This is a genomic window from Mycobacterium sp. GA-1841, assembly GCF_001954135.1.
In the GTDB taxonomy this organism is placed as follows: Bacteria; Actinomycetota; Actinomycetes; order Mycobacteriales; family Mycobacteriaceae; genus Mycobacterium.
On sequence record NZ_MBEQ01000075.1, the window covers coordinates 13,075 to 36,001 of the forward strand.

21 protein-coding genes are annotated in these 22,927 nt (G+C 66.2%); 3 read left to right on the top strand and 18 right to left on the bottom strand.

Going from position 1 to position 22,927, the window contains the following annotated elements:
- Window positions 1-3: 3 nt before the first annotated feature.
- From A5740_RS18665 to A5740_RS18730, 14 genes are all read right to left on the bottom strand, one after another.
- Window positions 4-873: an ABC transporter permease gene (locus tag A5740_RS18665; RefSeq protein WP_076196420.1), complete on the bottom strand. Its 870-nt coding sequence runs from the start codon at window positions 871-873 to the stop codon at window positions 4-6.
- Window positions 866-1,684, bottom strand: a complete 819-nt coding sequence (locus A5740_RS18670) for an ABC transporter ATP-binding protein (RefSeq protein ID WP_076196422.1) — start codon at window positions 1,682-1,684, stop codon at window positions 866-868. Before A5740_RS18670 ends, A5740_RS18665 begins: the two co-directional genes overlap by 8 nt.
- Window positions 1,681-2,712, bottom strand: a complete 1,032-nt coding sequence (locus A5740_RS18675) for an ABC transporter substrate-binding protein (RefSeq protein WP_254849247.1) — start codon at window positions 2,710-2,712, stop codon at window positions 1,681-1,683. The genes A5740_RS18670 and A5740_RS18675 overlap by 4 nt, the downstream gene beginning before the upstream one ends.
- 206 nt (window positions 2,713-2,918) lie before the next feature.
- Entirely contained in the window at window positions 2,919-3,725 is an 807-nt protein-coding gene (locus tag A5740_RS18680) for a mannan-binding family protein (protein ID WP_139335215.1), read from the bottom strand.
- Window positions 3,726-3,732: 7 nt separating this feature from the next.
- Window positions 3,733-4,443: a DUF3329 domain-containing protein gene (locus A5740_RS18685; RefSeq protein WP_254849248.1), complete on the bottom strand. Its 711-nt coding sequence runs from the start codon at window positions 4,441-4,443 to the stop codon at window positions 3,733-3,735.
- A 37-nt stretch (window positions 4,444-4,480) separates the two neighbouring features.
- Window positions 4,481-5,725: an MlaD family protein gene (locus A5740_RS18690; RefSeq protein WP_076196428.1), complete on the bottom strand. Its 1,245-nt coding sequence runs from the start codon at window positions 5,723-5,725 to the stop codon at window positions 4,481-4,483.
- Window positions 5,722-6,975: an MCE family protein gene (locus A5740_RS18695; RefSeq protein WP_076196430.1), complete on the bottom strand. Its 1,254-nt coding sequence runs from the start codon at window positions 6,973-6,975 to the stop codon at window positions 5,722-5,724. The genes A5740_RS18690 and A5740_RS18695 overlap by 4 nt, the downstream gene beginning before the upstream one ends.
- On the bottom strand, window positions 6,972-8,087 hold the full coding sequence (locus tag A5740_RS18700) for an MCE family protein (RefSeq protein WP_076196432.1): 1,116 nt from the start codon (window positions 8,085-8,087) through the stop codon (window positions 6,972-6,974). Before A5740_RS18700 ends, A5740_RS18695 begins: the two co-directional genes overlap by 4 nt.
- Complete coding sequence (locus A5740_RS18705; protein ID WP_076196434.1) at window positions 8,084-9,121, bottom strand: MlaD family protein; 1,038 nt, start codon at window positions 9,119-9,121, stop codon at window positions 8,084-8,086. The genes A5740_RS18700 and A5740_RS18705 overlap by 4 nt, the downstream gene beginning before the upstream one ends.
- Window positions 9,114-10,169: an MCE family protein gene (locus A5740_RS18710; RefSeq protein WP_076196436.1), complete on the bottom strand. Its 1,056-nt coding sequence runs from the start codon at window positions 10,167-10,169 to the stop codon at window positions 9,114-9,116. The genes A5740_RS18705 and A5740_RS18710 overlap by 8 nt, the downstream gene beginning before the upstream one ends.
- Complete coding sequence (locus A5740_RS18715) at window positions 10,166-11,956, bottom strand: MlaD family protein (RefSeq protein ID WP_076196438.1); 1,791 nt, start codon at window positions 11,954-11,956, stop codon at window positions 10,166-10,168. Before A5740_RS18715 ends, A5740_RS18710 begins: the two co-directional genes overlap by 4 nt.
- Entirely contained in the window at window positions 11,957-12,814 is an 858-nt protein-coding gene (locus tag A5740_RS18720; protein WP_076196440.1) for an ABC transporter permease, read from the bottom strand. It lies immediately after the preceding gene.
- A gap of 1 nt (window position 12,815) precedes the next feature.
- The gene (locus A5740_RS18725) at window positions 12,816-13,685 is read right to left on the bottom strand and encodes an ABC transporter permease (RefSeq protein ID WP_076196442.1); all 870 of its coding nucleotides are present in this window, start codon (window positions 13,683-13,685) and stop codon (window positions 12,816-12,818) included.
- Window positions 13,686-14,133: 448 nt separating this feature from the next.
- On the bottom strand, window positions 14,134-14,463 hold the full coding sequence (locus A5740_RS18730) for a helix-turn-helix transcriptional regulator (protein ID WP_076196445.1): 330 nt from the start codon (window positions 14,461-14,463) through the stop codon (window positions 14,134-14,136).
- Window positions 14,464-14,559: 96 nt separating this feature from the next.
- Here A5740_RS18730 and A5740_RS18735 point away from each other — a divergent pair, with 96 nt between their 5' ends.
- Window positions 14,560-15,777 (top strand): MFS transporter, encoded by a 1,218-nt coding sequence (locus A5740_RS18735; protein ID WP_076196447.1) that lies wholly within the window; start codon window positions 14,560-14,562, stop codon window positions 15,775-15,777.
- Between the two features lie 54 nt (window positions 15,778-15,831).
- Window positions 15,832-16,857 carry an NAD(P)H-dependent glycerol-3-phosphate dehydrogenase gene (locus A5740_RS18740; protein ID WP_076196449.1) on the top strand — a complete coding sequence of 342 codons (1,026 nt, stop codon included), beginning with the start codon at window positions 15,832-15,834 and terminating at the stop codon, window positions 16,855-16,857.
- Between the two features lie 3 nt (window positions 16,858-16,860).
- On the opposite strand, the gene A5740_RS18745 is transcribed toward A5740_RS18740, so the two are convergent.
- The 4 genes from A5740_RS18745 to A5740_RS18760 form a co-directional block, all read right to left on the bottom strand.
- The gene (locus tag A5740_RS18745; RefSeq protein ID WP_076196451.1) at window positions 16,861-17,370 is read right to left on the bottom strand and encodes a hypothetical protein; all 510 of its coding nucleotides are present in this window, start codon (window positions 17,368-17,370) and stop codon (window positions 16,861-16,863) included.
- A gap of 51 nt (window positions 17,371-17,421) precedes the next feature.
- A complete protein-coding gene (locus A5740_RS18750) occupies window positions 17,422-17,733 on the bottom strand; it encodes a hypothetical protein (RefSeq protein ID WP_371454772.1) in 312 nt (103 codons plus the stop codon).
- 131 nt (window positions 17,734-17,864) lie between these two features.
- Window positions 17,865-19,373, bottom strand: coding sequence for a cell wall metabolism sensor histidine kinase WalK (locus A5740_RS18755; RefSeq protein ID WP_076196455.1), 1,509 nt, complete (start codon window positions 19,371-19,373; stop codon window positions 17,865-17,867).
- A gap of 7 nt (window positions 19,374-19,380) precedes the next feature.
- Window positions 19,381-20,154, bottom strand: coding sequence for a response regulator transcription factor (locus A5740_RS18760; RefSeq protein ID WP_076196457.1), 774 nt, complete (start codon window positions 20,152-20,154; stop codon window positions 19,381-19,383).
- A gap of 486 nt (window positions 20,155-20,640) precedes the next feature.
- On the opposite strand from A5740_RS18760, the gene A5740_RS18765 reads away from it, so the two are divergent.
- Window positions 20,641-22,809 (top strand): bifunctional SulP family inorganic anion transporter/carbonic anhydrase, encoded by a 2,169-nt coding sequence (locus tag A5740_RS18765; protein ID WP_076196459.1) that lies wholly within the window; start codon window positions 20,641-20,643, stop codon window positions 22,807-22,809.
- Window positions 22,810-22,927 lie beyond the last annotated feature (118 nt).

Genomic DNA, 22,927 nt, shown 5'->3' on the forward strand with positions numbered 1-22,927 from the left:
CCTCTAGGTCGTGGCCCGCCAGCCGGACAGGCGCCCCTCGATCGCCACCAGGATGGCGTTGAAGGTGACACCTACCAAGGCGATGGTGACGATGCCGGCGTACATGTTCGGGATCTGAAAGTTGAATTGCGCGGCGGTGATCAGGTAACCGAGCCCGGCTTTGGCCCCGACCATCTCGGCGGCGATCAGCACCAGGATCGAGGAGGCGGCCGCCATCCGCAGGCCGGTGAAGATCGTCGGCACCGCGGCGGGCAGGATCACCTTCTGGAACAACCGGACCGGTGAAAGGCCGAGCGAACGCGCCGATTTGATCAACAGCGGATCCACGGTGCGCACCCCGGAGATGGTGTTGAGCAGGATCGGGAACGACGCCGCATAGATCACCAACGCCACCTTGGAGGTCTCCCCGATACCGAGGATCAGGATGAACACCGGCAGCAGGGCCAGCGCGGCGGTGTTGCGGAACAGTTCCAGGATCGGGTTGAGAAACTCCGCGACCGGCCGGTACCAGGCGATCGCCACACCCAGCGGGATGCTGACCGCGATCGCCACCGCCAGGCCCAGCAGAGCGCGTGACAGGCTGGACGAAACATGCTCGGCCAGTTGACCGTTGCCCGCCAGGGTGAACCAGGCGCCGACAACCTCGGACAACGGTGGCAGAAACACCTTGTCCACCAGCCCGATCCGCGGAGCTATTTCCCACAGCGCCAGGAACGCGGCGATCACCACGACCGGGCGCAGCAGACGCCACGTGAACGCTTGCAGGCGGCGGCGCCGGCGGTCCGGCTCGGATACCTCCGACGTCTCGGCCACGTTGTCGACAGACGGCTGGGCCGCCGTATCAACGGGCGCCTCCGCAATCGCGTTAGACATGCTGAACCTCCTCGGACTGGGCGCGTTGTACCTCGTCGTGCAGCAGCGACCAGATGTGGTGGCGCTGCGCCCGGAATCCCGCGCTGGACCGGATGTCGTCGGTGCTGCGGTCGATGTCGACGTCGACGATCTTCTTGATCCGCCCCGGCCGCGACGTCAATACCGCCACCCGCTGACCGAGATACAGCGCCTCGTCGATGCCGTGGGTGATGAACAGGATGGTCTTGCCGGTGGCCTGCCAGATCCGCAGCAGCTCGTCCTGCAGCGATTCGCGGGTCTGGGCGTCCAGCGCGGCGAACGGCTCGTCCATCAGCAGCACCTCGGGGTCGAACGCCAGACTGCGGGCGATCGCGACGCGCTGCTTCATCCCGCCCGACAGCTCGTGCGGATAACGATCGGCGAAGCCTTTCAGCCCGACCAGCTCGAGATACTCGTCAGCCCGCCGGCGACGCTCGGCGGCCGGCAAACCCTTTGCCTCCAGACCGAATTCGACATTCTTGCGGGCGGTGCGCCACGGCAGCAGGGCATACTGCTGGAACACGATGCCCCGATCGAGTCCGGGTCCGCGGACGGGCTTGCCGTCCAGCAGGATCTCCCCCGACGTCGGTTGGGTGAGCCCGCCGAGCAGGTCCAACAGCGTGGACTTACCGCAACCGCTGGGTCCGACCAGAACCAGGAACTCCCCGGCCGCCAGCTCGATACTGATGTCCTGGATCGCGGTGAAACTGGTTTTCTCGCCGCGGATCGCGAAGCGCGTGGTGACGTTGCGCAGTTGCAATTTGGGTAGATCGCTCTTCGTCTGTCCACTCATTTGTGTGCCAATGCCTGACCGTCGGGGCCGCTACCGTTGGGAAAAGTCCCGTTGGCATACGGATTGAATTCGTTGGTGTAGAGGTCTTTTGCGGTCAACTTGCCCGGCTCGAGCTCACCGTTGCGAACCAGCCAGTCGATCCAGGTCTGCAGTTCTCGGTCGGCGATCACCGCACCGGGCACCGGAATCCCTGAGCTGCGCCAGTATTCGATGGCTTTCGTGTCCTCGTTGCGGTTCCGCTTGTTGATGATCTCGCGGAACTTGGCCACCACCTCATCCCGCGGCGTCACCTGCGCCCAGCGGACCGCGCGTGCCGTGCCCTGGACGAAATCGGCCACCGCATCGCGGTTCTTGGCCAGGAAATCGTCGCGCACCACATAGGTGCCGTAACTGAACGCGCCGAACAGCGACTTGTCGGTGAACAGCGGCCGGATCCCACCACGTTGCAGTGCCGACTCCCGGTAGATCTCGTTGAGCGCCGCGACATCGATCTGCCCGTCGCGCAGGGCCTGCTCGGTGTTGACGGGAGGCACCACCGTGAGCGTGACCGTCTTGATCTCGTCGTTGGTCAACCCCTGCTCGGCCAACCATTCCCGGGTGAGGAACTCGTGGTGGGCGCCGAGGGTGTTCATCCCGACCTTCTTGCCGATCAGGTCGCGGGCCGAGCGAATCGGGCTGTTCTCCAGCACGTAATAGCCGGTGTATTCCTCCTCGTCGGCGCCGTAGGAGCTGAGCACCGAGGTGATCGGCGCACCGGCGGCATTGAGTTTGACCACGGCACCGTTGAACGCCGAACCGAAATCGATGTCACCGGTGGCCACCGACTGGATGTCCTGCGGCCCGCTGGTGGTGTTACCCACCCACTCCAGCTTGACCTTGTCGTAATAGCCGAGCTCCTCGGCGAGTTCGTGGAACTCGACCTCGCCGGTCCACCCCTGATACCGCAGCACCGTTTTGCCGTCTTCGGTGCGCGCCGCCCCGCCGGAGGAGCCACACCCGGTCAGCACCATCACGAGTGCGCCAAGCATCGCGAGTACCGAACTGAATAGGCGCATGGCCGTTGTCTCCCCAAGAGTCGCGGTGATTGTCGCGGCTCATGGTGGCAACAAACTCGGGCCAGGTAACCCTTTAGCCTCGCGAAGAATCGAAAGCACGACACCCCGCGGGGCCAATGTGAAGAAGATCGCGAGATTTTCGAGGAATCTCGCGATCTTCTTCACGTTGGGCGCAGAGGTCAGAGGTACTGCGGTTGCAGCACCGGAGCGAGCGCCGAGAGCGGGATGTGCGCCTGCACGGTGCCGCCGTCCATCGCCCACTGCATCCGGCCCGGGGTGAAATCGATCGGGGTGTCATGACCCACCGGGTAATCCGGCATGTAGAGGATCAATTCGTCCGGCGTCAGCGCCCAGGCCTTGTAGCCGCCGGAGTACACCTGGTCCGGGGTCCAGCGGTCCGGGGTGAACGGATACGTCCCGGGCTGGTGCGGCGGCGGTGCGGCATCGAGCGCGGCCACGATGAACGGCTCACCGAGCCGGGGAATCTCGGCCCGATGGTCGACACCCGGTTTGAACAGGTCGGCCAGCTGCACCTGCCGCCCGTCGACGAACGTGAAGGTGCGGTAGGCGTCGCTGAAGATCGGGGCGTTCGGGTGGGCCAGGGCATCGGTACCGACCGTGCCGGAGTACATCTCGTGGAACACCGCCGTCATCGCGCCGCCGTGGTGGAAGATCTCGAAGTGCTGCTCGCCGGAACTGTCGGCGGCCATCTTCATCCCGGCGGTACGCCAGTTGTTCATCAGGGTGGTCAGGTACTGGCGGATGACGGGGTTCTCCACCAGATCCCCCGGCAGCGCCATCTTGATGTCACGGACCCCTTTTCGCTCCGAAACCACCGACGTGCTGCAGAACTGCCCATCCCACTGTCCGCCCAGTTCGTCACAGAACGACACCGCCGACGCCCCGGCGGTAGGAGCGGTCGTCAGGGCCACCAGGGAGCCGGCCACCAGGGCCGCGGCGGCGATCAGCTTGCCGATGCGCATCATGGCCGGCTCAGGCGAGTTCCACTTTGCTTGTGCGCCATTGTCCGTCGACCTTCTCCATCGTCATCTTGATGCGACTCCGGTCGATTCGCGGATCGGGCACCTGGGTGTTCGACACCGACTGGTCGACGAACAGCAACACCACCACCTTGTCCTTGCTCGCCGACTGCACCGCCGACTCGACGACCACACCGTGCGCCGTGGCCTTGTTGTCGATGAGCAACTGACGCAACTGCATGCTCGACTGCGAGTACATGTCCTTGAACTCGCCGGTGGCGCCGGCCAGCACCTGATTGAAGTTCTCGTCGACCTTGTTGGAGTCGATGCTCGTCAGGACCTGGGCATAGGCCACCGCGGCATCCTGTGCCTGTCGGCCGGCCTGGGCCACCTTCTCGGTCTGCCACAGCTTCCAGCCCAAAAATCCCGAGAGTGCCAATGCCGCGACGAACACCACGACTCCCGCGCCGATGAGTACCCGACGGCCCCAACCCCGCGACGTGGCCGCGGCCGAGGGCTCGGCGGTGTCCTCTGCGTCGTCGGCCTCGTCTTTGGCCACGTCGGCCTTGTCAGCCTTGTCAGCCTGGTCCTTCGCCTCGTCGGCCTTGTCCGCCTCGTCCTTCGCCCCGGAATGCGGCCCGGTCACTTCGTCGCCGTTTTCCTCGATACCGATCGCGTCATCCACGGTTTCAGCTTGCCCGTCGCCGGTCGGCTTGTCAGTCATGAGGGTCACCGTCATCTCCTTGGGTGAATTGGGTGGGTCAACGGGGCGGCTCGATCGGCAGCGTCGGACCGCCGTATGGCGTCGGGATCGTGTAGCGACCCTTCGGCGTCGGATCGGTGGTGCGTCCCAGGTCAGCGCCCGGCGGCGGCCCGGCGGTGTCGTCCCCGGCCGGACGCGGCGCATTCTTCGCGCCGCGGACCAGGACGCCGGGATGCTCGTCGCGGCAGTAGGTGTACATGAACGGCTCCGGGTAATCGGCCGACGACGGCGGCCGACGCGGGGTCCCGTAGTCACACGTGTAGCGCGGATAGATCTCGCCGGTGGCCCACAGCCCGTTGTCGTGCATGACGCTGCCGATCGCGTCGAGCGCCGAGGTGCGGTAATCCGGGAACAGCGCATGCAGCGCCGGCACCCGCAGATACAGCAGTTGCGACGTGGAGGCCAGGCTGCCGAGCAGCTGCACCATCGTGTCGGAGTTGTCGACGAACAGGTTGTCGACGGAGTTCAGCGCGCCGGGGGTCTCGTTGGTGAGGCGCCGGAAGCCGTCGCGCATCCGGTTGATCCCGTCGAACGTGGAGCTCAGGTTGTCCGAGGCCACCGCGATACCGGCGTTCTTGTCGGCCGCCAAGCTGAACACCACGCGGCTGTTCCGCAAGATGCTGGTGGTCTCCGGCAGTACCGAATCCAACGTCGACAGCAGGAACGTGCCGCCGTCGATGATGTCGGCCAACTTGCGCGGGCCCGCGCTGCTCATGCTTAGTTCCCGTCGGATCAGTTCCAGCTTGTCGACGTCGACCTGGGCCAGGGCGCCGTCGGCATCAGCCAGCAGCTGGGCCAGGCTGACCGGAACCGAGGCCTCGGTGATGACATTGCCGTCGGTCAAGAACGGCCCCTGGTCGGAGTGCCCGACGAAGTCGATGTACTGCTCACCGGCCGGCGACAGTCCCGATACCCGGACATCGCTGGACTTCGGGATCTGAACTGCCGAGTCCACATTCACCACGGCGTTGACCCCGGACGGGGTGATGTCGAGACGCTCGACCCGGCCCACCCGCACCCCGCGCAGCGTGACGTCCTGGTTCGGCAGCAACCCGGCCGACTCCGGCAGCTGGACCGTGAGGCGATAGGTGGAATCGAACGGCTTGACCCGCAATGCGCCGATCATCAGATAGCCGGCGGCCACCACCAGGGTCATCACCAGGGCACCGGCCGACAGCCAGGCCCGGCGCCGGTAACCGAACCGGACCATCCGGACGACGAGATCTGCCAGCGAGTCGATCATCGCGGTGCCTCGGCGGCCGGTGCGACGGGAGCGTCGGCGGGCGGCGCCTCCGCCGGCAGGGCCTCGCCGGGTGGCGGCGCCGGCACGATCTCACCGGGCTCGGTGGGGCTGGGGATCACCGGCATCTGCGGCACGTTCGGTCCGCGGCCGACCACCCGCTCCTGCAGCCGCAGCAGCGTGTATTGCAGCGAGCCGACGAGCTGATGCCAGTTGTAACGCTTGGGTCCGTGCAGGCCGGCGTCACCGGCAAACCCGATGTCGGGAATCGAGCCGAGCACCAGCCGGTCGATGCTCGCCCGGGTGGACCAGGCGTTGCTCGGCATGCTCTTCACGATCGGCGGCATCAGCCGGTTGAGCGCGTACAGCGTGGCATCCGGGGTCAGGGCGACGTCGTTCCACGCCCCGGCAATGGTGTTGGCATCGGCGATCACACTGCGGCCGCTGGTGTCGGTACCGGCGATCGACGGGAACTTGCGCAGCTGTTCGGCCGTGTCACCGACCTGGGCGATCAGGTCGGCGATCTGGGTGGTGTGTTCGGCCAGCACCTGGGTGGCCGGCGCGGCCTGATCCATCAGTTCGCTGACGGCCTGGTTCTTCTCGTCGATCTGGCCGAGCAGCTTCGAGGTCTCCGTCATCGCCGTGTCGAGTTGCTCGGAGCGGGCGTTGAGCGTGCCGAGGGTGTGGTTGGTCTTGGAGATCAGGGTGCCGAACGCCTGCCCCTGCTCGCCGGTGGCCTTGCCCAGGCCGTTGATGATGTTGGTGAAGTTGCGTACCGCACCACCGTTGACCAGGATCGCCGCCGAACTCAACAGCGACTCGACGGTCGCGGCGGCCCGCGTCGAATCCAGATCGATGACGTCGCCGTCGCGCAGCAGCGGAGCATTCGGATCGACCGGGCTGGGCGGGCGGACCGAGACGAAGACGTCGCCCAGCGGTGTGGCCGAACGTAATTCGGCGGTGGTGCCCTTCGGCAGCCGGACGCCGTCCATGATGCGCAGCGTGGTCACCGCGGTGTAGTTGTGCGCCACCATCGAATCGACCTCGCCCACATCGGCACCGGCCAGCTTCACCTTGGCGTTGGCGGGCAGGTTCAGCGCGTTGGAGAAGATCGCGGTCAGCTCGTAGCCGCCCGAACCGACGCCGGGAGCGGGCAACGGCAAGCTGGCCAGGCCCTCGGTGGCGCACCCTGACAGCGTCAACGTCGCGGTGAGCACCACCGGCAGGATGACGGTACGGATCGGCTTTCTCATCGCTGCCCCATCGCGGCCAGGCCGTCGAGCATGTAGGACAGCCCGAAGTCCGGGCCGAAGTCCTGCACTGTGCCGGTGCTGCACCCCAATTGCCGCAGCCCCATCATGTTGCATATCTCCTTGACGGTCTGGGAGTCGAACAACACCTTGTCGACCAGCACATGCACCCGCGCCGAACCGTTGCGCTGGTCGACGATGTTGTAGAGGTTGTCCAGCGTCATCGGGGCGAGGTCGAGCAGCTCGGCCACGTCACGGTTGTGGTCGACGAAGGTGCCGGTGGCGGTGTTGCCGTTGAGGACGATCTGTTTGATCTCCTCACGGTGGGCTTCGAGCACCTGACCGGCCTGGGTGATCACCTGATTGAGCTTCTTGCCGGTGGTGCCGGTGCCGAAGTTCTCGTCGGCCAGGATCTGGCTGAGTTGGCGCACCGCAGAACCGAATTCACGCAATGTGGCGTCGTTGTTGGCGGCCGCCTGGAACAGTGAGCTGAGATTGCGCACGATCGTGGTGAGCTGATCTCGGGTCACCGCACCCTTGTCGGCGCTGAGCCGCAGTGCCTCCGACAGTTCCCCGAGGGCATCCTTCATCGCCTGGCCGTTACCGTCGGCGATCGCGGCACTGGCATTGACGACTTCGGCGATCGGCCCGTTGCCCTTGCCGTCACCGCGCAGTGAGGCCGACAACTTGTCCAATACGTCGAGCACCCGGGCGAATTCGACCGGGGTCTTGGTGCGGTTGAGTCCGATGGTGTCGTGGTTCTGCAGCGTCGGCCCACCGCGATACGGCGGGGTGAGCTCGATCTGCCGGTCGGTCAGGATCGAGTTGGACACCGTGACCGCCTGCACGTCCTGGGGCACCTTGACGTCCTTGTCGACGGTGAAGTCGACCTCCACATAGCCGCCCTTGGGCGTGATCTTGGTGACCTTGCCGACCTGCATGCCGAGCACCGCCACCGTGTTGCCCTCGTAAAGCCCGGCCGCACTGTCGAACTGAGCCGTCACCGTGATGGTGTTGGTCAGGTCCCGCAGATACCACCAGCCGACGCCGAGGACCGCGACGGCGGCCAACGCAGCGACCGCCACCAGGGCCAGGAGCCTGTTCCGGCGACTCATTTGCAGTCCTTCAGGTACTGGATCATGTTGAACTGCTTGGCTCGCCCGCTGATCGCACACATCCACGAATCGATCAACAGACCGTTGGCGACGTTGAGGTCGGCCGCGTTGCCGGTGCCGGTGGCGTTGGCCAGCCCGCGCAGCGTCACCGGCGCGGTCTGCAACACACTGCGCAGCAGGTCGTCGTGCTGGCCCAACATGTCCGACAGCTCACGGATATTGGTCAGCAGCGCCTCGAGTTCGGGCCGATCGTCGATGACGATGCCGCTGAGGGTCTCGACGAGATTGGTCAGTGACGCCAGCATCGCCTGGAACGAGGCCCGGCGCATGACGAACTCGCCCACCAGGCCGTTGCCCTGGTTGACCAGGCTGCCGATGGTCGACTGCTGGCGACGCAGGGTGTTGCTGACCACCTCGGTGGTCTGCAACAGCGTGCCCAGTTGATCGCGCCGGCTGGCGATGATCTGGGCCAGGGTGTGGGTGTTCTGCAGGGCCCGCGGCACGATCTCGGGCAGCCCGTTGAGCTGGTGGCCCAGGATGCCCAGAGACTGGGCGAACTTGTCGGAGTCCACCTGCTCGTAAGTGGTGGTGACGTCGGCCAACGCCTCCTGCAGGTCGTAGGGCACCTCGGTGTGGGCCAAGTCGAAATTGCCGCCCGGCACGCCGCCGTCGCCGGCCGGCTCCAACGACAGATAACGCGAACCCAGGATCGTGGTGATCTTGATGACCGCTCGGGAGTCCTTGCCCAACGGAACATCGTTGCGCACCTTGAGTTTGGCCTCGACGTGATCACCGGCCAGCTTCATGCTGACCACCTCGCCCACCGGGATGCCGGCCACGGTGATCGGGTTGCCCGGTTTGAGCGCGGCGGCCTGCAGGAACTGCGCGGTGTACTTGCGGTAGCCGATATCGGCCACCTTGACGATCAACATCGCCCCGATCAACACACTGACCACCGCGATCGCGATGATCCCCAGCCAGGTCCGGCTGTACCCCTCCAGCGGTTTGCGCCGCTTCTTCTTTTGCTCAGCCATTGGCCATATTCCTGCATCTCGGGCTGTACGCCGCCTTGTTCCCGGGGGTGGCGGCGTCGACGATGATCGGTGTGACGTCGTTGAGGCCGGGGAAGAATCCCGTCGCGTTCAGGTCACACGCATACGAGTTCGCGTAGGAGCCTTCGTTGGTGATCCGGGCGAATCCCTTGAGCAACAAGGGCAGGTTGGCCCCGGTGAACGCCAACTGGGGTTCGATGCCCACCATGTGCTGGACGAAGCCGGGTTCACGCGTGACCAGTTGGTTCAGCGAGGGATAGACCTCGTCGGTGATGGTGGACAGTTGGCGGACCACCCGCGAGATGGAACCCATCGACTCCACCATCTCGGGCCGTCGAGCATCGAAAGTGCTGACCATTCCCCGGGTTTCGGTGATGACCTCATCGAGGCTGTCGTTGTGCTTGGCCAGGTTCTGGGCCACCGTGTTGAGATCGCTGATCACCTTGCCGAGTTCCTCGTCACGGCCGGCGAAGGAGTCGGTCAACTGCGCGGTCTGATCGACGAGCGCGGCGATCGAGGCCTGGTCGCCCTGCAGCGAGGCGATCACCCCCTGGGTGAGGTTGTCGGCGTCGCGCGGGTTGAGCACGCTGAACAACGGTTCGTATCCGTTGAGCAAGGTACCCACGTCGAACGACGGATCGGTGCGTTCGACGGGGATGACCGCGCCCGCCGGCAGCACGCCCGGATCACCGGTCTTGCCCAGGGAAAGCCCGAGATAGCGCTGACCCACGATGTTCTGGTAGGTGACCGAGGCGACCGTGGTGCCCAACAGCTGCTGGTCGTTCTGCACCACGAACGACACCTTGGCCTGAGCGCCGTCCAGCTCGATCTTCTCCACACGGCCGACGCGCACCCCGGCCATCCGGACGTCGTCACCCTCACGAAGGCCGAACACGTCGGTGAACATCGCGGCGTACGGCGTCGTCTCCCCCGCCACGTCGCGCCGCAACGTGACATACACCAGCCACGTCAGCGTCAGCGCCACCACCATGAACAGTGAAAGGCCGATCATTGCTCCGCGATACTTCATCGAGGCTCCCCGGACGAAACTGGTTGTGCCACTTGACCGTCTACGACCGACACCGTCGTGCCCCGCGCCACCGGGCCCAGCAGCAGCTGGGTGGCCGCCGTGGCGGGTTGGCCGGTCGCGATGCTCAGTGCCGCGCGTTCCTGGGTGCTACCCACCGGGCCCACGTTGCCGCCGAAGGAGGCGGGTGCAGCACTGCCGCCGAAGGCGGCCGGTGCGGCCTCGGCGGGCAGCAGTGGCCCCTCGGGTGCCGGCGGGCCACCCGGCGGCGCCGGAGACGAGCCGGGGATCGAGGCGGCGGGCGGCGAGTTCGGGGGCCGGGGTGCCACCGGAGCCAGCGGCGACTGATTCACCGGCGGGGGCGGCGTCGGCGCCAGCGCCGGATTGGCCGTACCGGGGACCGGCGGCGACGGCGTCATCCATGACGGCAGCGGCGGATTCGGGTCGGCCAGATTGGGATTCGGGTTCACCAGAGGCGGCCCCACCGCGACCAGGTTGCCGTTGGGCCCCACCACCGTGCCCGGCGGCGGCGCCAGATCGGCGGGCGGCTGGTAGTTCTGTGGCAACAAGACATCGGGCAGCGCCGGACGCGTCGGCACCAACGGCGCGGTGTAGCAACTGGGTCCCTTGAGCCCGCCGTACTGCGGACAGTCGGCCCGGGTGTAGGTGTAGCTCGGCGTGAACGACAGATTCACCCGCATGTTGCCGAAGTCGTGATCGGGCATCCACACGTTGTCGAAGAACTTGGTCGACAGCTGGTTGAGCTTGACGAAGGCCGGCACCCAGTTGTGGGAGGACTGCGCCAGTTCACCGATCACCGGCGTCATGTCGGTGGTGATGCCGACGAGCTGATCGGAGTGGTTGGCCAACGACGTGTAGCTCGTGTTCATGGTGTTGATGCCGCCGTTGATCAGGGTGGTGAGTTGTGAGCGTTGCTCGACGAGGGTCTGCATGGGCTGCACCGCCTTGTACAGCGCATCGACGAGATCGGGCGCCGTCTGCTGCAGACCGTGGGCGGCGTCGATGAGCGCCGAGACGGTCGTCGGGCCCGGTTCGGTGGCCACGATCGCATCGAGTTGGTCGAGCAGACGGTTCAATTGCGCACCGCTGTTGAGCAGTTCGGTGCGGCGGTTCTCGGTGGCGGCGTTGACCGCGGCCAGGATGCCCACCGTCTTGTCCTCACGACCGCGGCCGGTCGCGGCCAGGATGTCGCGCAGCTTGCTGATCGTGGTCTGGAACAACACCGTCGGCAGCTCGGTGTCCTCGGGGATCTGGGCGCCGGCCGCGATCGGTGCGCCGGGGCTCGACCCATTCGCAGGGCCGCCGGCGCCGCCCACATTTGCCGGCCCGCCGGCGCCGCCCACATTTGCCGGCCCGCCGGCGCCGCCCACATTTGCCGGCCCGCCGGCGCCCCTGTCGACCAACTGCACCGACGACACCGCGAACACGTTGCTGGGCACCACACGTGCGGTCACCGTGTTCGGAATCGACGACGCATATTCGGGTTTGAGGTTGATGTGGACGAAGTTGGGTTTGCCGTTGGCGGCCGGCACGACGTCGTCGACCATCCCGACGAGCACGCCGTGGTACTTGACGTCGGAGCGCTGTGGCAGACCGTCACCGACGTTGACCAGGGCGGCCACCACCGGAACCCGGGCGTCGAGCCGCCCGGTCGCCTTCACCAACAGGACCGTCGAAACCAGTGCGGCCACCACGAGAACGGCCACACCGCAGCCCAACAGCTGTCGGTCGGTCGGCCCACGGCCGTCGGTTTCCAGTGAGTTGCCCATCTAGCCGCCGAACCTCGCTCCGGAATCGACCGTCCACAACGCCATCGTGAGCAGCATGTTGACGATGATCACCACGGTGATGCTGGCCCGCATGGCGTGGCCGGCCGCCACCCCGACACCCACCGGGCCGCCCGAGGCGTAGAAGCCGTAATAGCACTGCACGGTGGAGGCGATCCAGACGAAGATGACCGTCTTCAACAGCGAGTAGAGGATGTCCTGGCCCGACAACATCAGGGTGAAGTAGTGCAGATAGGAACCGGTGGATCCGCCGCTGATCAGATACACCACGACCTGGGTGGTCAGATAGCTCACCGCCAGGCAGAGCACATACAGCGGGATCACCGCGACCACCGAGGCCATCAGCCGGGTGGTGACCAGGTACGGGATCGGGCGGATGGCGATGGAATCGAGCGCGTCGATCTCCTCGGCGATGCGCATCGAGCCGAGCTGCGCGGTGAACCGGCAGCCGGCCTGCGTCGCGAAGGCCAGTGACGCGGCGATCGGCGCGAGCTCGCGGGTGTTCACCAACGAGGAGATGATGCCGGTGGCCGGGCCGAGCCCGAGCAGATCCAGGAAGTTGTAGCCCTCGATGCCGACGAGGGCGCCCACGGTGATGCCGAGCACCACGGCCACGCCGGCGGTGCCACCGCCGACGACGAGCGAGCCGTTGCCCCAGGCGATGTCGGAGAGCAGCCGGACGAACTCACCGCGGTAGTGACGCAACGCGATCGGCACCGCCGTCACGGCGCGCACGAAGAACACCATCATGTGGCCCAGCCGGATCACCGGTGTGGACGCGCGTCGGTAGAGCCGCACCCACGGTGCGAGCAGCGGCGGCAGGAAGGTCGATGCGGTCATGTCACAGCCCGACCCGGGGGAACAGCATGATGTAGAGCTGGCTGATCGCGACGTTGACCACCATCAACAGCAGGATGGACTCGACCACCGCTGCATTCACCGAGTTGGCCACCCCGGTCGGCCCGCCTTTGGTGGACAGTCCTTTCTGACATGACACGACCGCCACGATGGCGCCGAAGATCACCGCCTTGATCAGGGCCACGATCATGTCGCCGGTGGTGGCGAACGAGGCGAAGGTCGCCACGAAGCTGCCGGGGGCCCCGTTCTGGAAGTACACGTTGAACAGGAAGCTGGCCAAGAAGCCGACGAAACACACCACGCCGGTGAGCGCGACGCCGATCATGATGGCGGCGGCAAAGCGGGGCACCACCAACCGCTGGATCACCGAGACGCCCATGACTTCCATGGCGTCGGTCTCCTCCCGCATGGTTCGCGACCCCAGATCGGCGGTGATGGCCGAGCCGACCGCGGCTGCCATGAGCACGGCCGCCGTCAGCGAGGCTGCCTGCCGGATGACGGCCAGCCCGCTGGCGGCGCCGGCCAGCGACGTGGCACCCACCTGCCCGGCCAACAACGCGAACTGAATCGAGAGGGTGACCCCGATCGGCAGGGCGACCAGCACCGTGGGAACCACGGCCGTACCTGCCATGAACGCGCCCTGGCGGATGAACTCCTGCCACTGGAAGCGGCCCGTCACCAGGTCGACGAACAAGGTCTGAAGGGTGCGCACCCCAAGAACGAACTGGTCCCCGACTGTGGTGAGTGATGCGAGCGGATGACGCCGGGCGTAGCCGGTGGCCCATTTCTCGATGGCGTCGACTCCCCGGTCCGGTTCGACCCCATCAGAGACGCTCTCGGGCGGCGCCGTCATCCTCTCTCATTAAGCAGCAGAACCACCAACAATCAATCCTCCCCAGGCCCGAGGTTCGACCGTTCTCGGCCGGATAACTCAGCAGTGGTTCGCACCGTAGCGTCGGGACTCGACGTGCGTCAACGTTTTGCCGAATTCTCATTCACTTAGTGAGCCCGGCTCAGCATCTTCCGGCAAACGAACCGCGATGGCGCGCTCGTGATCGCCGGGCCCTGGTGCCCGGTTGGCGACGTGTCATTTCGCAGATTACCTGTAAATACAGTGGATTCAGGCCGAATTACGCATCATGGGTGTCCCCACCGGCGCGACGGGCCCGAACGTGCGACAACCGACGATCGCCGACCCGACGACCGCGCGACGGAATTCGTAGCACGTATGCATATTAACTTTGCCGATGGTGCGCAAACCGTCAAAAAAGTGGTCAAAAGTTCGCCGACCGCCGGACCGGTCAGCCGCTGGACTCCGCTTCCCGGTTGGCCTGGACCACGACTGCCGCCAACAGACCCGGCATCGCCGCCTCGACAACATCGACGCGCAGCCGTTGATGGGTGTGGCCGTCGTTGGGGGTCCGCACGATCAGGCCGGCGTCACGCAGGATGTTGAAGTGGTGCGTGGCGGTTGATTTGTTGATGCCGTCGTAGAGCGCCGCACACCGGACCGGCTCCCCCGCGTTGTAGAGCCGGCGCACCATCTCCAGTCGGACCGGATCTTGCAGTGCACTCAACACCTGATGGATCGGTGCGACCGCGACGGTCCGCGTCGTCGGCGCCTCTGCCATGTGCCCTCCGCCACCCGAAAATAGGTTTGATGTTCATCAAACCCGGCGTAGGCTCGGCCGGGTTCGATAAACGTCAAACTTACCGGACGGGGAGCGATGACGGCTCAGATTTCGACCGATGGCGCGCTCGGGGCCGACCACAGCCAGCGGTGGGCCTATCCCCTACTGCTTGTCTTCAGCGGTGTGGCCCTGGGCGTCTCGGGCCTGCCCGCCCCGCTGTACGGGATCTACGAGACGGCATGGCATCTCACGCCGCTGGCCACCACCGTCGTGTTCGCGGTGTACGCACTTGCCGCCCTGGCCGCCGTCCTGGTCTCCGGCCGCGTCTCCGACGTGATCGGCCGCAAGCCGGTGCTGGTGGGCGCACTCATCGCGATGCTCGTCGGCCTCGGCGTGTTCCTGGTGGCCGACAACATGGCGCTGCTCCTGCTTGCCCGCACCATCCACGGTGCCGCCATCGGCTCGATCGTGGTCGTGACCGCCGCGGCCCTGCTGGACCTGCGCCCGCACCGCGGCGTGCGCTCCGGACAACTCAGCGGCGTGGCGTTCAACATCGGCATGACCGTGGCGATCATCGGATCCGCCGCGCTCGCGCAGTACGCGCCACATCCGTTGCGCACTCCCTACGCCGTGGTCGCGGTGGTCTGCGTGCTCGTCGGCGTCGGCGTCCTCGCCCTGCGCGAAACCCACACCGTCCGCTCCGCCGGCCCCATCCGGATCTCGAAACCCGCAGTGGCCAAAGAAATCCGGGCAGACTTCTGGTTCGCCGCTCTCGGCGCGATGGCTTCCTGGTCGGTGCTCGGCGTCCTGCTGTCGTTGTATCCGTCCCTGGCGGCCCGCCAGACGCACATCGAGAACCTGGTGTTCGGTGGCGGCGTCGTGGCCGTCACCGCGTTCTCCGCGGCAATGGCCCAGTTGGCCGCCACCCGCATCCCGGCCCACCGCTCGGCGATCATCGGCGACGTCGGCATGGCGGTGACGCTGGGCCTGACCGTCCCGGTGCTGGTCACCCACTCCTGGCCCTTGGTGTTCGCCGCGGCTGCGCTGCTCGGCGCGACGTTCGGGCTCGGATTCGGCGGATCGCTACGGCACCTGTCCCAGGTGGTCCCGGCCGGCCAGCGCGGCGAGACCATGTCCGCGTTCTACCTGTTGGCCTACACCGCGATGGCCGTGCCGACGCTGCTGGCCGGCTGGGCCGCCACCCGCTGGGACCTGGACACGGTCTTCCCCTGGTTCGCCGGCGCGGTCGCCACCGCGTGTCTGGCCGCCGCGCTCATCGGCACGCTGAGCCGGCGTCGCAGCGCCACCGGGTGACCCAGTTCGGCAACTAGGGCTCCCCCACCGCCCCTCGGCAATACGCTGATCGCCATGGCACCAGCGCAACGAGAACCCAACGTCGTCGTCCTCGGCGGAGGATCGTGGGGCACCACCGTGGCCTCCATCTGTGCCCGGCGTGGGCCGACCCTGCAGTGGGTGCGCTCGGAGGAGACCGCCAAGGACATCAACGACAACCACCGCAACTCCCGCTACCTGGGTGACGAAGTCGCGTTACCCGAAAGCCTGAAGGCCACCACCGATTTCAGCGAGGCGGCACACTGCGCCGACGTGATCGTGATGGGCGTGCCCTCGCACGGCTTCCGTGGGGTGCTCACCGAGCTGGCCCGCGAACTGCGCCCCTGGGTCCCGGTGGTCTCCCTCGTCAAAGGCCTGGAACAGGGCACGAACAAGCGGATGAGCGAGATCGTCGACGAGGTGCTGCCCGGCCACCCCGCCGGCATCCTGGCCGGGCCGAACATCGCCCGCGAAGTCGCCGAGGGTTACGCCGCCGCGGCAGTGCTGGCCATGCCCGACCAACACCTGGCAGCCAAACTCGCAGAGTTGTTCCGCACCAAGAGGTTTCGGACCTACACCACCGACGATGTGATCGGTGTGGAGATGGCCGGCGCGCTCAAGAACGTCTACGCCATCGCGGTCGGCATGGGCTACTCACTGGGCATTGGCGAGAACACCCGCGCGATGGTGATGGCGCGTGCGGTGCGCGAGATGGCGAAACTCGGTGAAGCCATGGGCGGACAGCGCGACACCTTCGCGGGTCTGGCCGGCATGGGCGACCTCATCGTCACCTGCACCAGCCAACGCAGCCGCAACCGGCACGTCGGCGAACAATTGGGCTCCGGGAAGAAGGTCGAGGAGATCATCGCCTCGATGAACCAGGTGGCCGAGGGCGTCAAGGCGGCCAGCGTGATCATGGAATTCGCCGACAACTACGGGTTGAACATGCCGATCGCCCGCGAGGTGGACGGTGTGATCAACCACGGATTCTCCGTCGAGGACGCCTACCAGGGGCTGATGATCGAGAAGCCCGGGCACGAGGTGCACGGGTCGGGGTTCTGAGCCTCAGCCGATCGTGAACGTGGGCTTGAAGTCCGATTCCTGCTCGCCGATGACGAAGCTGCCCGACGGGCTGAGCACGAAGCCCGACTGATTGCGCCCGTCGATGCACGACGTCGTGACACCGTCGGTGCCGCAGCTGATGGTCTGATAGCTGATCCGGGAGTTGGCCGGCAACGGCTTGGCGTCGCCGACGGCGGCGAACACCGGAGCCGGCGAACTGGCGAACCCGGGCACCCCGGGCCCACCGCTGACCAGGTTGGCGCCGTTGGGTGCGGCCGGGATCGGCCCGCTGCACCCATAACTGCCGCTGCGCTGCAGCACACAGGTGAGGCCGTCGGGAGCGCTGAACGCATACCAGTTGTTGTCCATCACGGCATATTCAGAAGTCTTGACGGGCGGGTAGGCGTTCACGTTGGGAACGACCGGCGGTGGTGGTGGATCCGCTTGGGCGATCCCGGGCCCGCTCATCACCGCTCCCGCGGCCACCAGGCCGATCAGCACTCTGCTCAGCACGCCGTCACCCTAACGTGCAGCAGTGGGGCGGTCCACCGCTGCGGGATTCGGCTACTTGCCCTGCCCGCAGGCCAGGTCGACGTAGACCGTGGTGTACCGGACGCGCTCCTCGGTGTTGCCGCGCGGCGCGGCCTTGAGCTCGGTGATGTCGCGGCCGGGACGGACCGCCTTGACGTTGCAGTCGCTGATCGAGCCGCTGCCGACGCGGGACAGGATGACGCGGTAGCCCTCGTCCTCCAACTGTTTGATCGTCTGCTGGGCCGAGCCGGTGCCGCCCGGTGCCGCGGCGGCCGGTGCGGCCATCGCGCCCAACGCCAGGCCGGCTCCGACAGTGGCGACGGCAACATTTTTCCAGATGTTCATCATTGAATTACCTGGCCTTTCCCTTACTGAGGTAGCCCCAGCCTAAGGAGCTGGCCAGCCCGGGTCCATCAACTCATATTGAACACATACGTATTTCCGCATACGGCCCGGCGGTCAAAGAATGTTCAGGCCTAATTCATATTTTTTGCGGGGACGCCGACGGTCTCCGGCGCGATCTCACCGGCGAGCGGAATCCGCACCGTAAACACGGTGCGACCAGGCCTTGAGGCGACTGCGACGGTCCCGTGATGCGCTTCGATGATGGAGGCGACGATCGCCAGCCCCAAGCCGGTGCTCCCCAATTCCCGGGACCGTGATTTATCGGCCCGGACAAATCTGCCGAACAAATTCGGCAACAATTCCGCATCAATTCCCGGACCGTCATCGGCGACGGTCAATATTGCGAAATCGTCGGCCTCGGTCAACGAAATCGTGACGGTCACACCGGGCGGTGTGTGCACGGCCGCATTGGTCAACAGATTGCTCAGCACCTGGTGCAACCGGGCCAGGTCTCCGCGCACCCACATCGGATCGTCCGGCAGTTCGGCCACCCAGTGATGTTCGGGCGCCCCGACCGCCACGTCGTTGACCGCGTCGACCGCAAGGTCACTGAGGTCGACGTCGTCGGTCTCCAGCTCCTGGCCCTCGCTCAACCGGGACAACAGCAACAGATCACTGACCAGACCCGTCATCCGGCGCGCCTCGGCCTCGATGCGGGCCAGTGCGTATTCGGTCGTCGGCGGAAGGTTCGCACTGTCCTGGCGGGTCAGCTCGGCGTAGCCCTGGATGGCCGCCAACGGGGTGCGCAGCTCATGGCTGGCATCGGTGAGGAACTGCCGGGTACGTCGATCGGACTCGGCCAACGCAGCCAACGCACTGTCGACGTTGACCAGCAGCCGGTTCAGCGTGTCCCCGACCAGGCCGACCTCGGTGTCCGGATCGGTGTCCCGGTCCCGGACACGCGTGGTGATGCGGTGGTCGCCCCCGTCCAACTGCAACGTCGCCACCTTCGCCGCCGTCGCCGCCACCCGGCTCAACGGCCGTAACGCGATGCGCACCACCGCGATGGTGCCCAGCGCGGTGACGATCAGTGCGAGGACGATCATCACCGCCACCGTCACCGACTTGCGGGCGATCACCAGGTTCGCGCTGTCCATCGACACCCCGGAGACGAGCACGTCACCGTTGCCCACCGCATGACTGGCCAGCCGGTAGGAACCCAGCACGGGCAGTTTCACCGTGCGGGAAGCCTCGTCGGTCCAGGCGTACTGGTCGAGCGCGCCGGTCACCGCGACGGGCGCCGGGTGCGACTCACCGTCGGAGAACACCGCCGAGCGGATCACCTCGCCGTCGTGCAAGACCGCGATCAGGTTGCCCGGCGCCTGCCCGACGAACGCGGTGAGGGCCTCGGCGTCGCCGATCAGATCGTGCCCGGCCTGCTTCTCGCGCAGCTTGTCATAGGAGTGGGTGAACGCCGCCAGCGACCGCGACACCTCGGTATCGCTCATCGTCGTCACATAGGTGTGCAGGCTGTAGACCGACAACGCCCCAACGGCGAACAGCACGACCGTGACGATCGCGCTGACTCCCAAGACCAATCGCCGGCGTAGTGATCGCGGCCCCCATCGTCTGGGCGGCATCAATGCATCATGACGCGGGCCGCAGCATATAGCCAACCCCGCGCACGGTGTGGATCATCGGCTCCCGGTCGGTGTCGACCTTCTTGCGCAGATACGAGATGTACAGGTCGACGATGCTGGACTTGCCGCCGAAGCCGTAGTTCCACACCCGGTCCAGGATCTCGGCGCGGCTCAGCGCGCGGCGCGGGTTACGCATCAGATAGCGCAGGAGCTCGAATTCGGTGACGGTCAGGTTGATCGGCTCGCCGCCGCGGGTGACCTCGCGGCTCGCGCCGTCGAGCACCATGTCCCCGACCTTGAGGGTCTCGTCGGCCGGCGGGGTGGTGTGGCTGGATCGACGCAGCAACCCGCGCAGCCGCGCCACCAACTCCTCCAAGCTGAAGGGCTTGGTCATGTAGTCGTCGGCGCCGGCGGTCAACCCGGACACCCGGTCGAGCACCGAATCCCTGGCGGTCAAGAACAGCGTGGGCGTGTAGCCGTCGGCCTCACGAACTCGCTGCAGGATCTGCAGCCCGTCGATATCCGGCAGCATGATGTCGAGCACCACCACGTCGGGTTCGATCTCGTCGAACTTCGCCACGGCGTCATGGCCGTTGTGGGCGACATCGACTTCCCAGCCCTCGTAGTGCAGGGCCATCTTGACCAGGTTGGTCAGCGCCGGCTCGTCATCGACCAGCAACACCCGGATCGGAGATCCGTCCGCACGGTGGATCTTCGGCAACTGTCCGAGGATGGCCTGCCGCGGCTGCTGGGCACGGGGAGAAACCGACATCGTCGTCATATTTCCATTGTGCGGAGCGCACAGAGCATTGTCACGGACTTCATATGGAGTTCTAAGAAGACGCCTTGCGGCGACCGTTCTATGACGCACGTCACGTTCAAGATCAAGCGTGATCCAGCCAGACTCTTTGAAATACAAACCTTTTCAGAACCGTTTCGGAACCAAAAGGTGAACATTCGGTGTCACGCCCGGACGGCGTTCGGCCATTCCGACTGGCCTACAGGCATATTCGCGCTGCGACACATACCTGAAACATTTGGGTTCTCTATGCATGGCACAGAATGCCTTGCACCTGTTCACAGCGATAAATACGCTCGCCCACAGCAATTGGATGTAGGCGAGCCACAACTGGACCATAAGTCGACTTGTGTCGTTGTGCGCTCCAACGCTTTTCGATGTTGTCCACCGACAACGTCGTCGAATATCTGTGCGCGGGCCCGCAGCGTGGCGTGCCCGCACATCACCAACTCCAGACGGAGGCGCGTCATGCAGCAAACGACCCAACTCGCAGAACGGGCCCGCACCGTTCTGCGCTACGACCTACCTGCCTCCCTGGTGGTGTTCCTGGTGGCGCTGCCGTTGTCGCTCGGCATCGCCGTGGCCTCCGGCGCCCCCGTGCTGGCCGGCATCATCGCCGCGATCGTCGGCGGCATCATCGCCGGCGCCCTGGGCGGCTCCCCCCTGCAGGTCAGCGGTCCGGCCGCCGGCCTGACCGTGGTGGTCGCCGGGTTGATCTCCGAGTTCGGCTGGGCGGTCACCTGCGCCATCACCGTGGGCGCAGGCGTGCTGCAGGTGCTGTTCGGCCTGAGCCGGGTGGCCCGTGCCGCGCTGGCCATCTCCCCGGTGGTGGTGCACGCAATGCTGGCCGGCATCGGCGTCACCATCGCGCTGCAGCAGGTGCACGTGTTGCTCGGCGGCAGCTCCAACAGCTCGGCCTGGGCCAACATCTCCGAACTGCCCGCCCAGCTGATCAGTGCGCACTGGCCGGCCGTGCTGCTGGGCCTGCTGGTGATCATCACCCTGGTGGGGTGGCGCTGGGTCCCGGCCCCGATCAACAAGGTGCCGGCCCCGCTCGTCGCGATCGTCGGCGTGACGGCCCTGTCGGTGCTGGCACCGTTCGACGTCAGCCGCATCGAGATCAACGAATCGCTGATCGATGCGCTGGCACTGCCCAGCCTGCCCGACGGCAAGTGGGCGGCGTTCGCCGGCGGCATCCTGACCATCGCGCTCATCGCCAGCGTGGAAAGCCTGCTGTCGGCGGTCTCCGTCGACCGTATGCACAACGGGCCGCGCACCAACTTCGACCGCGAGATGATCGGCCAGGGCACGGCCAACATGGTCTCCGGTGCGATCGGCGGCCTGCCGGTCACCGGCGTGATCGTGCGCAGCTCCACCAACGTGGCCGCCGGCGCCCGCACCCGCGCCTCGGCGATCATGCATGGTGTGTGGGTCCTGGCCTTCGCCGTACCTTTTGCCGGCCTGGCCCAGATGATCCCGACCGCCGCGCTGGCCGGCCTGCTCATCATGATCGGCCTGCGTCTGGTCAACCGTGCCCACATCGAAACGGCAAAGCTCACCGGCGATTTGGCCGTGTACCTGATCACGATCTTGAGCGTGGTGTTCCTCAACCTGCTCGAAGGTGTGGCGATCGGCCTGGTGCTGGCGATCGCGCTGACGGTGTGGCGAGTGGTGCGCACCAAGATTCACGCCGAGTCGGCCGGCCAGGAAAACTGGCGGGTCACCATCGAAGGCTCCTGCACCTTCCTGTCGCTGCCCAAGCTGACGAAGACCCTTGCCTCTGTGCCCGAAGACGCCGATGTCACGGTGGAACTGTCCGTCGACTTCATCGACCACGCCGCACATCAGGCCATCGAGGACTGGTGCCGCCAGCACCGTGCCGCGGGCAACAACGTCGACCTGCACGACCTGGGGGCCGTGGAAATGGACAGTGCCGTGCTGGGACCGCCGATCCGCAACTTCACCCCGTTCGACAAGCGTTCGGGTGTGGTGCCGTGGAGCTCCTGGCAGCCTGAGAAGGAGAAGACCCCGTCGGTGCTCCACGGGCTGGCCGCCTACCACCGCCGCACCGCGCCGGTCCTGCGCCCACACATGCAGGATCTGACGCACGCACAGAATCCGGAAACACTGTTCCTGACCTGTGCCGATTCGCGAGTGGTGCCCAACGTCATCACCAGCAGCGGGCCCGGCGACCTGTTCACCGTGCGCAACGTCGGCAACATTGTCCCGGCGGGGCAAGCCGACGCATCGATCGAGGCGGCCATCGCCTTCGCCGTCGACAAACTCGATGTCGACTCGATCGTGGTCTGCGGGCACTCCAGCTGCGGGGCGATGACCGCGCTGCTCGGCAAGACCGACCCGGGTGACGAGCACTTGAAATCCTGGCTGGCCCATGGCGATCCGTCGCTGGCGGCGTTCGACGGCGGACGTCATCCGGTCGCCGTGTCTGCCGCCGAGGCAGGCTTCGGCACCGTCGATCAGCTGTCCATGGTCAACGTCGCGGTGCAGGTGCAGACCCTGCAGTCACACCCGTTGGCCCGCCGCGTCAACGTGATCGGACTGTTCTACGACATCGCCAGCGCCGCGGTGCTGCGGGTGACGCCCACCCATGTCGAGGCCCTCGTCGACGCCGCATGAGTCGAGCCGTCGCCCGGCTTGCACCGCGAGCGTGCGTGTCTGGCAGCAGACACGCACGCTAATGATTCCTATCAGCGTTTTGTTGTTGGGTTCGTGGGACTTGCTGCGAGATGCTGGT

Excerpts from the sequence above, each read along its gene's own strand:
- A5740_RS18765 (WP_076196459.1), top strand. The coding sequence starts at position 20,641 with ATGCAGCAAACGACCCAACTCGCAGAACGGGCCCGCACCGTTCTGCGC.
- A5740_RS18735 (WP_076196447.1), top strand. The coding sequence starts at position 14,560 with ATGACGGCTCAGATTTCGACCGATGGCGCGCTCGGGGCCGACCACAGC.
- A5740_RS18750 (WP_371454772.1), bottom strand. The coding sequence starts at position 17,733 with ATGAACATCTGGAAAAATGTTGCCGTCGCCACTGTCGGAGCCGGCCTG.
- A5740_RS18680 (WP_139335215.1), bottom strand. The coding sequence starts at position 3,725 with ATGATGCGCATCGGCAAGCTGATCGCCGCCGCGGCCCTGGTGGCCGGC.
- A5740_RS18670 (WP_076196422.1), bottom strand. The coding sequence starts at position 1,684 with ATGAGTGGACAGACGAAGAGCGATCTACCCAAATTGCAACTGCGCAAC.
- A5740_RS18755 (WP_076196455.1), bottom strand. The coding sequence starts at position 19,373 with ATGCCGCCCAGACGATGGGGGCCGCGATCACTACGCCGGCGATTGGTC.
- A5740_RS18705 (WP_076196434.1), bottom strand. The coding sequence starts at position 9,121 with ATGGCTGAGCAAAAGAAGAAGCGGCGCAAACCGCTGGAGGGGTACAGC.
- A5740_RS18715 (WP_076196438.1), bottom strand. The coding sequence starts at position 11,956 with ATGGGCAACTCACTGGAAACCGACGGCCGTGGGCCGACCGACCGACAG.
- A5740_RS18720 (WP_076196440.1), bottom strand. The coding sequence starts at position 12,814 with ATGACCGCATCGACCTTCCTGCCGCCGCTGCTCGCACCGTGGGTGCGG.
- A5740_RS18675 (WP_254849247.1), bottom strand. The coding sequence starts at position 2,712 with ATGCTTGGCGCACTCGTGATGGTGCTGACCGGGTGTGGCTCCTCCGGC.
- A5740_RS18730 (WP_076196445.1), bottom strand. The coding sequence starts at position 14,463 with ATGGCAGAGGCGCCGACGACGCGGACCGTCGCGGTCGCACCGATCCAT.
- A5740_RS18760 (WP_076196457.1), bottom strand. The coding sequence starts at position 20,154 with ATGACGACGATGTCGGTTTCTCCCCGTGCCCAGCAGCCGCGGCAGGCC.
- A5740_RS18740 (WP_076196449.1), top strand. The coding sequence starts at position 15,832 with ATGGCACCAGCGCAACGAGAACCCAACGTCGTCGTCCTCGGCGGAGGA.
- A5740_RS18725 (WP_076196442.1), bottom strand. The coding sequence starts at position 13,685 with ATGACGGCGCCGCCCGAGAGCGTCTCTGATGGGGTCGAACCGGACCGG.
- A5740_RS18700 (WP_076196432.1), bottom strand. The coding sequence starts at position 8,087 with ATGAGTCGCCGGAACAGGCTCCTGGCCCTGGTGGCGGTCGCTGCGTTG.
- A5740_RS18690 (WP_076196428.1), bottom strand. The coding sequence starts at position 5,725 with ATGATCGACTCGCTGGCAGATCTCGTCGTCCGGATGGTCCGGTTCGGT.
- A5740_RS18695 (WP_076196430.1), bottom strand. The coding sequence starts at position 6,975 with ATGAGAAAGCCGATCCGTACCGTCATCCTGCCGGTGGTGCTCACCGCG.
- A5740_RS18710 (WP_076196436.1), bottom strand. The coding sequence starts at position 10,169 with ATGAAGTATCGCGGAGCAATGATCGGCCTTTCACTGTTCATGGTGGTG.
- A5740_RS18665 (WP_076196420.1), bottom strand. The coding sequence starts at position 873 with ATGTCTAACGCGATTGCGGAGGCGCCCGTTGATACGGCGGCCCAGCCG.
- A5740_RS18685 (WP_254849248.1), bottom strand. The coding sequence starts at position 4,443 with ATGACTGACAAGCCGACCGGCGACGGGCAAGCTGAAACCGTGGATGAC.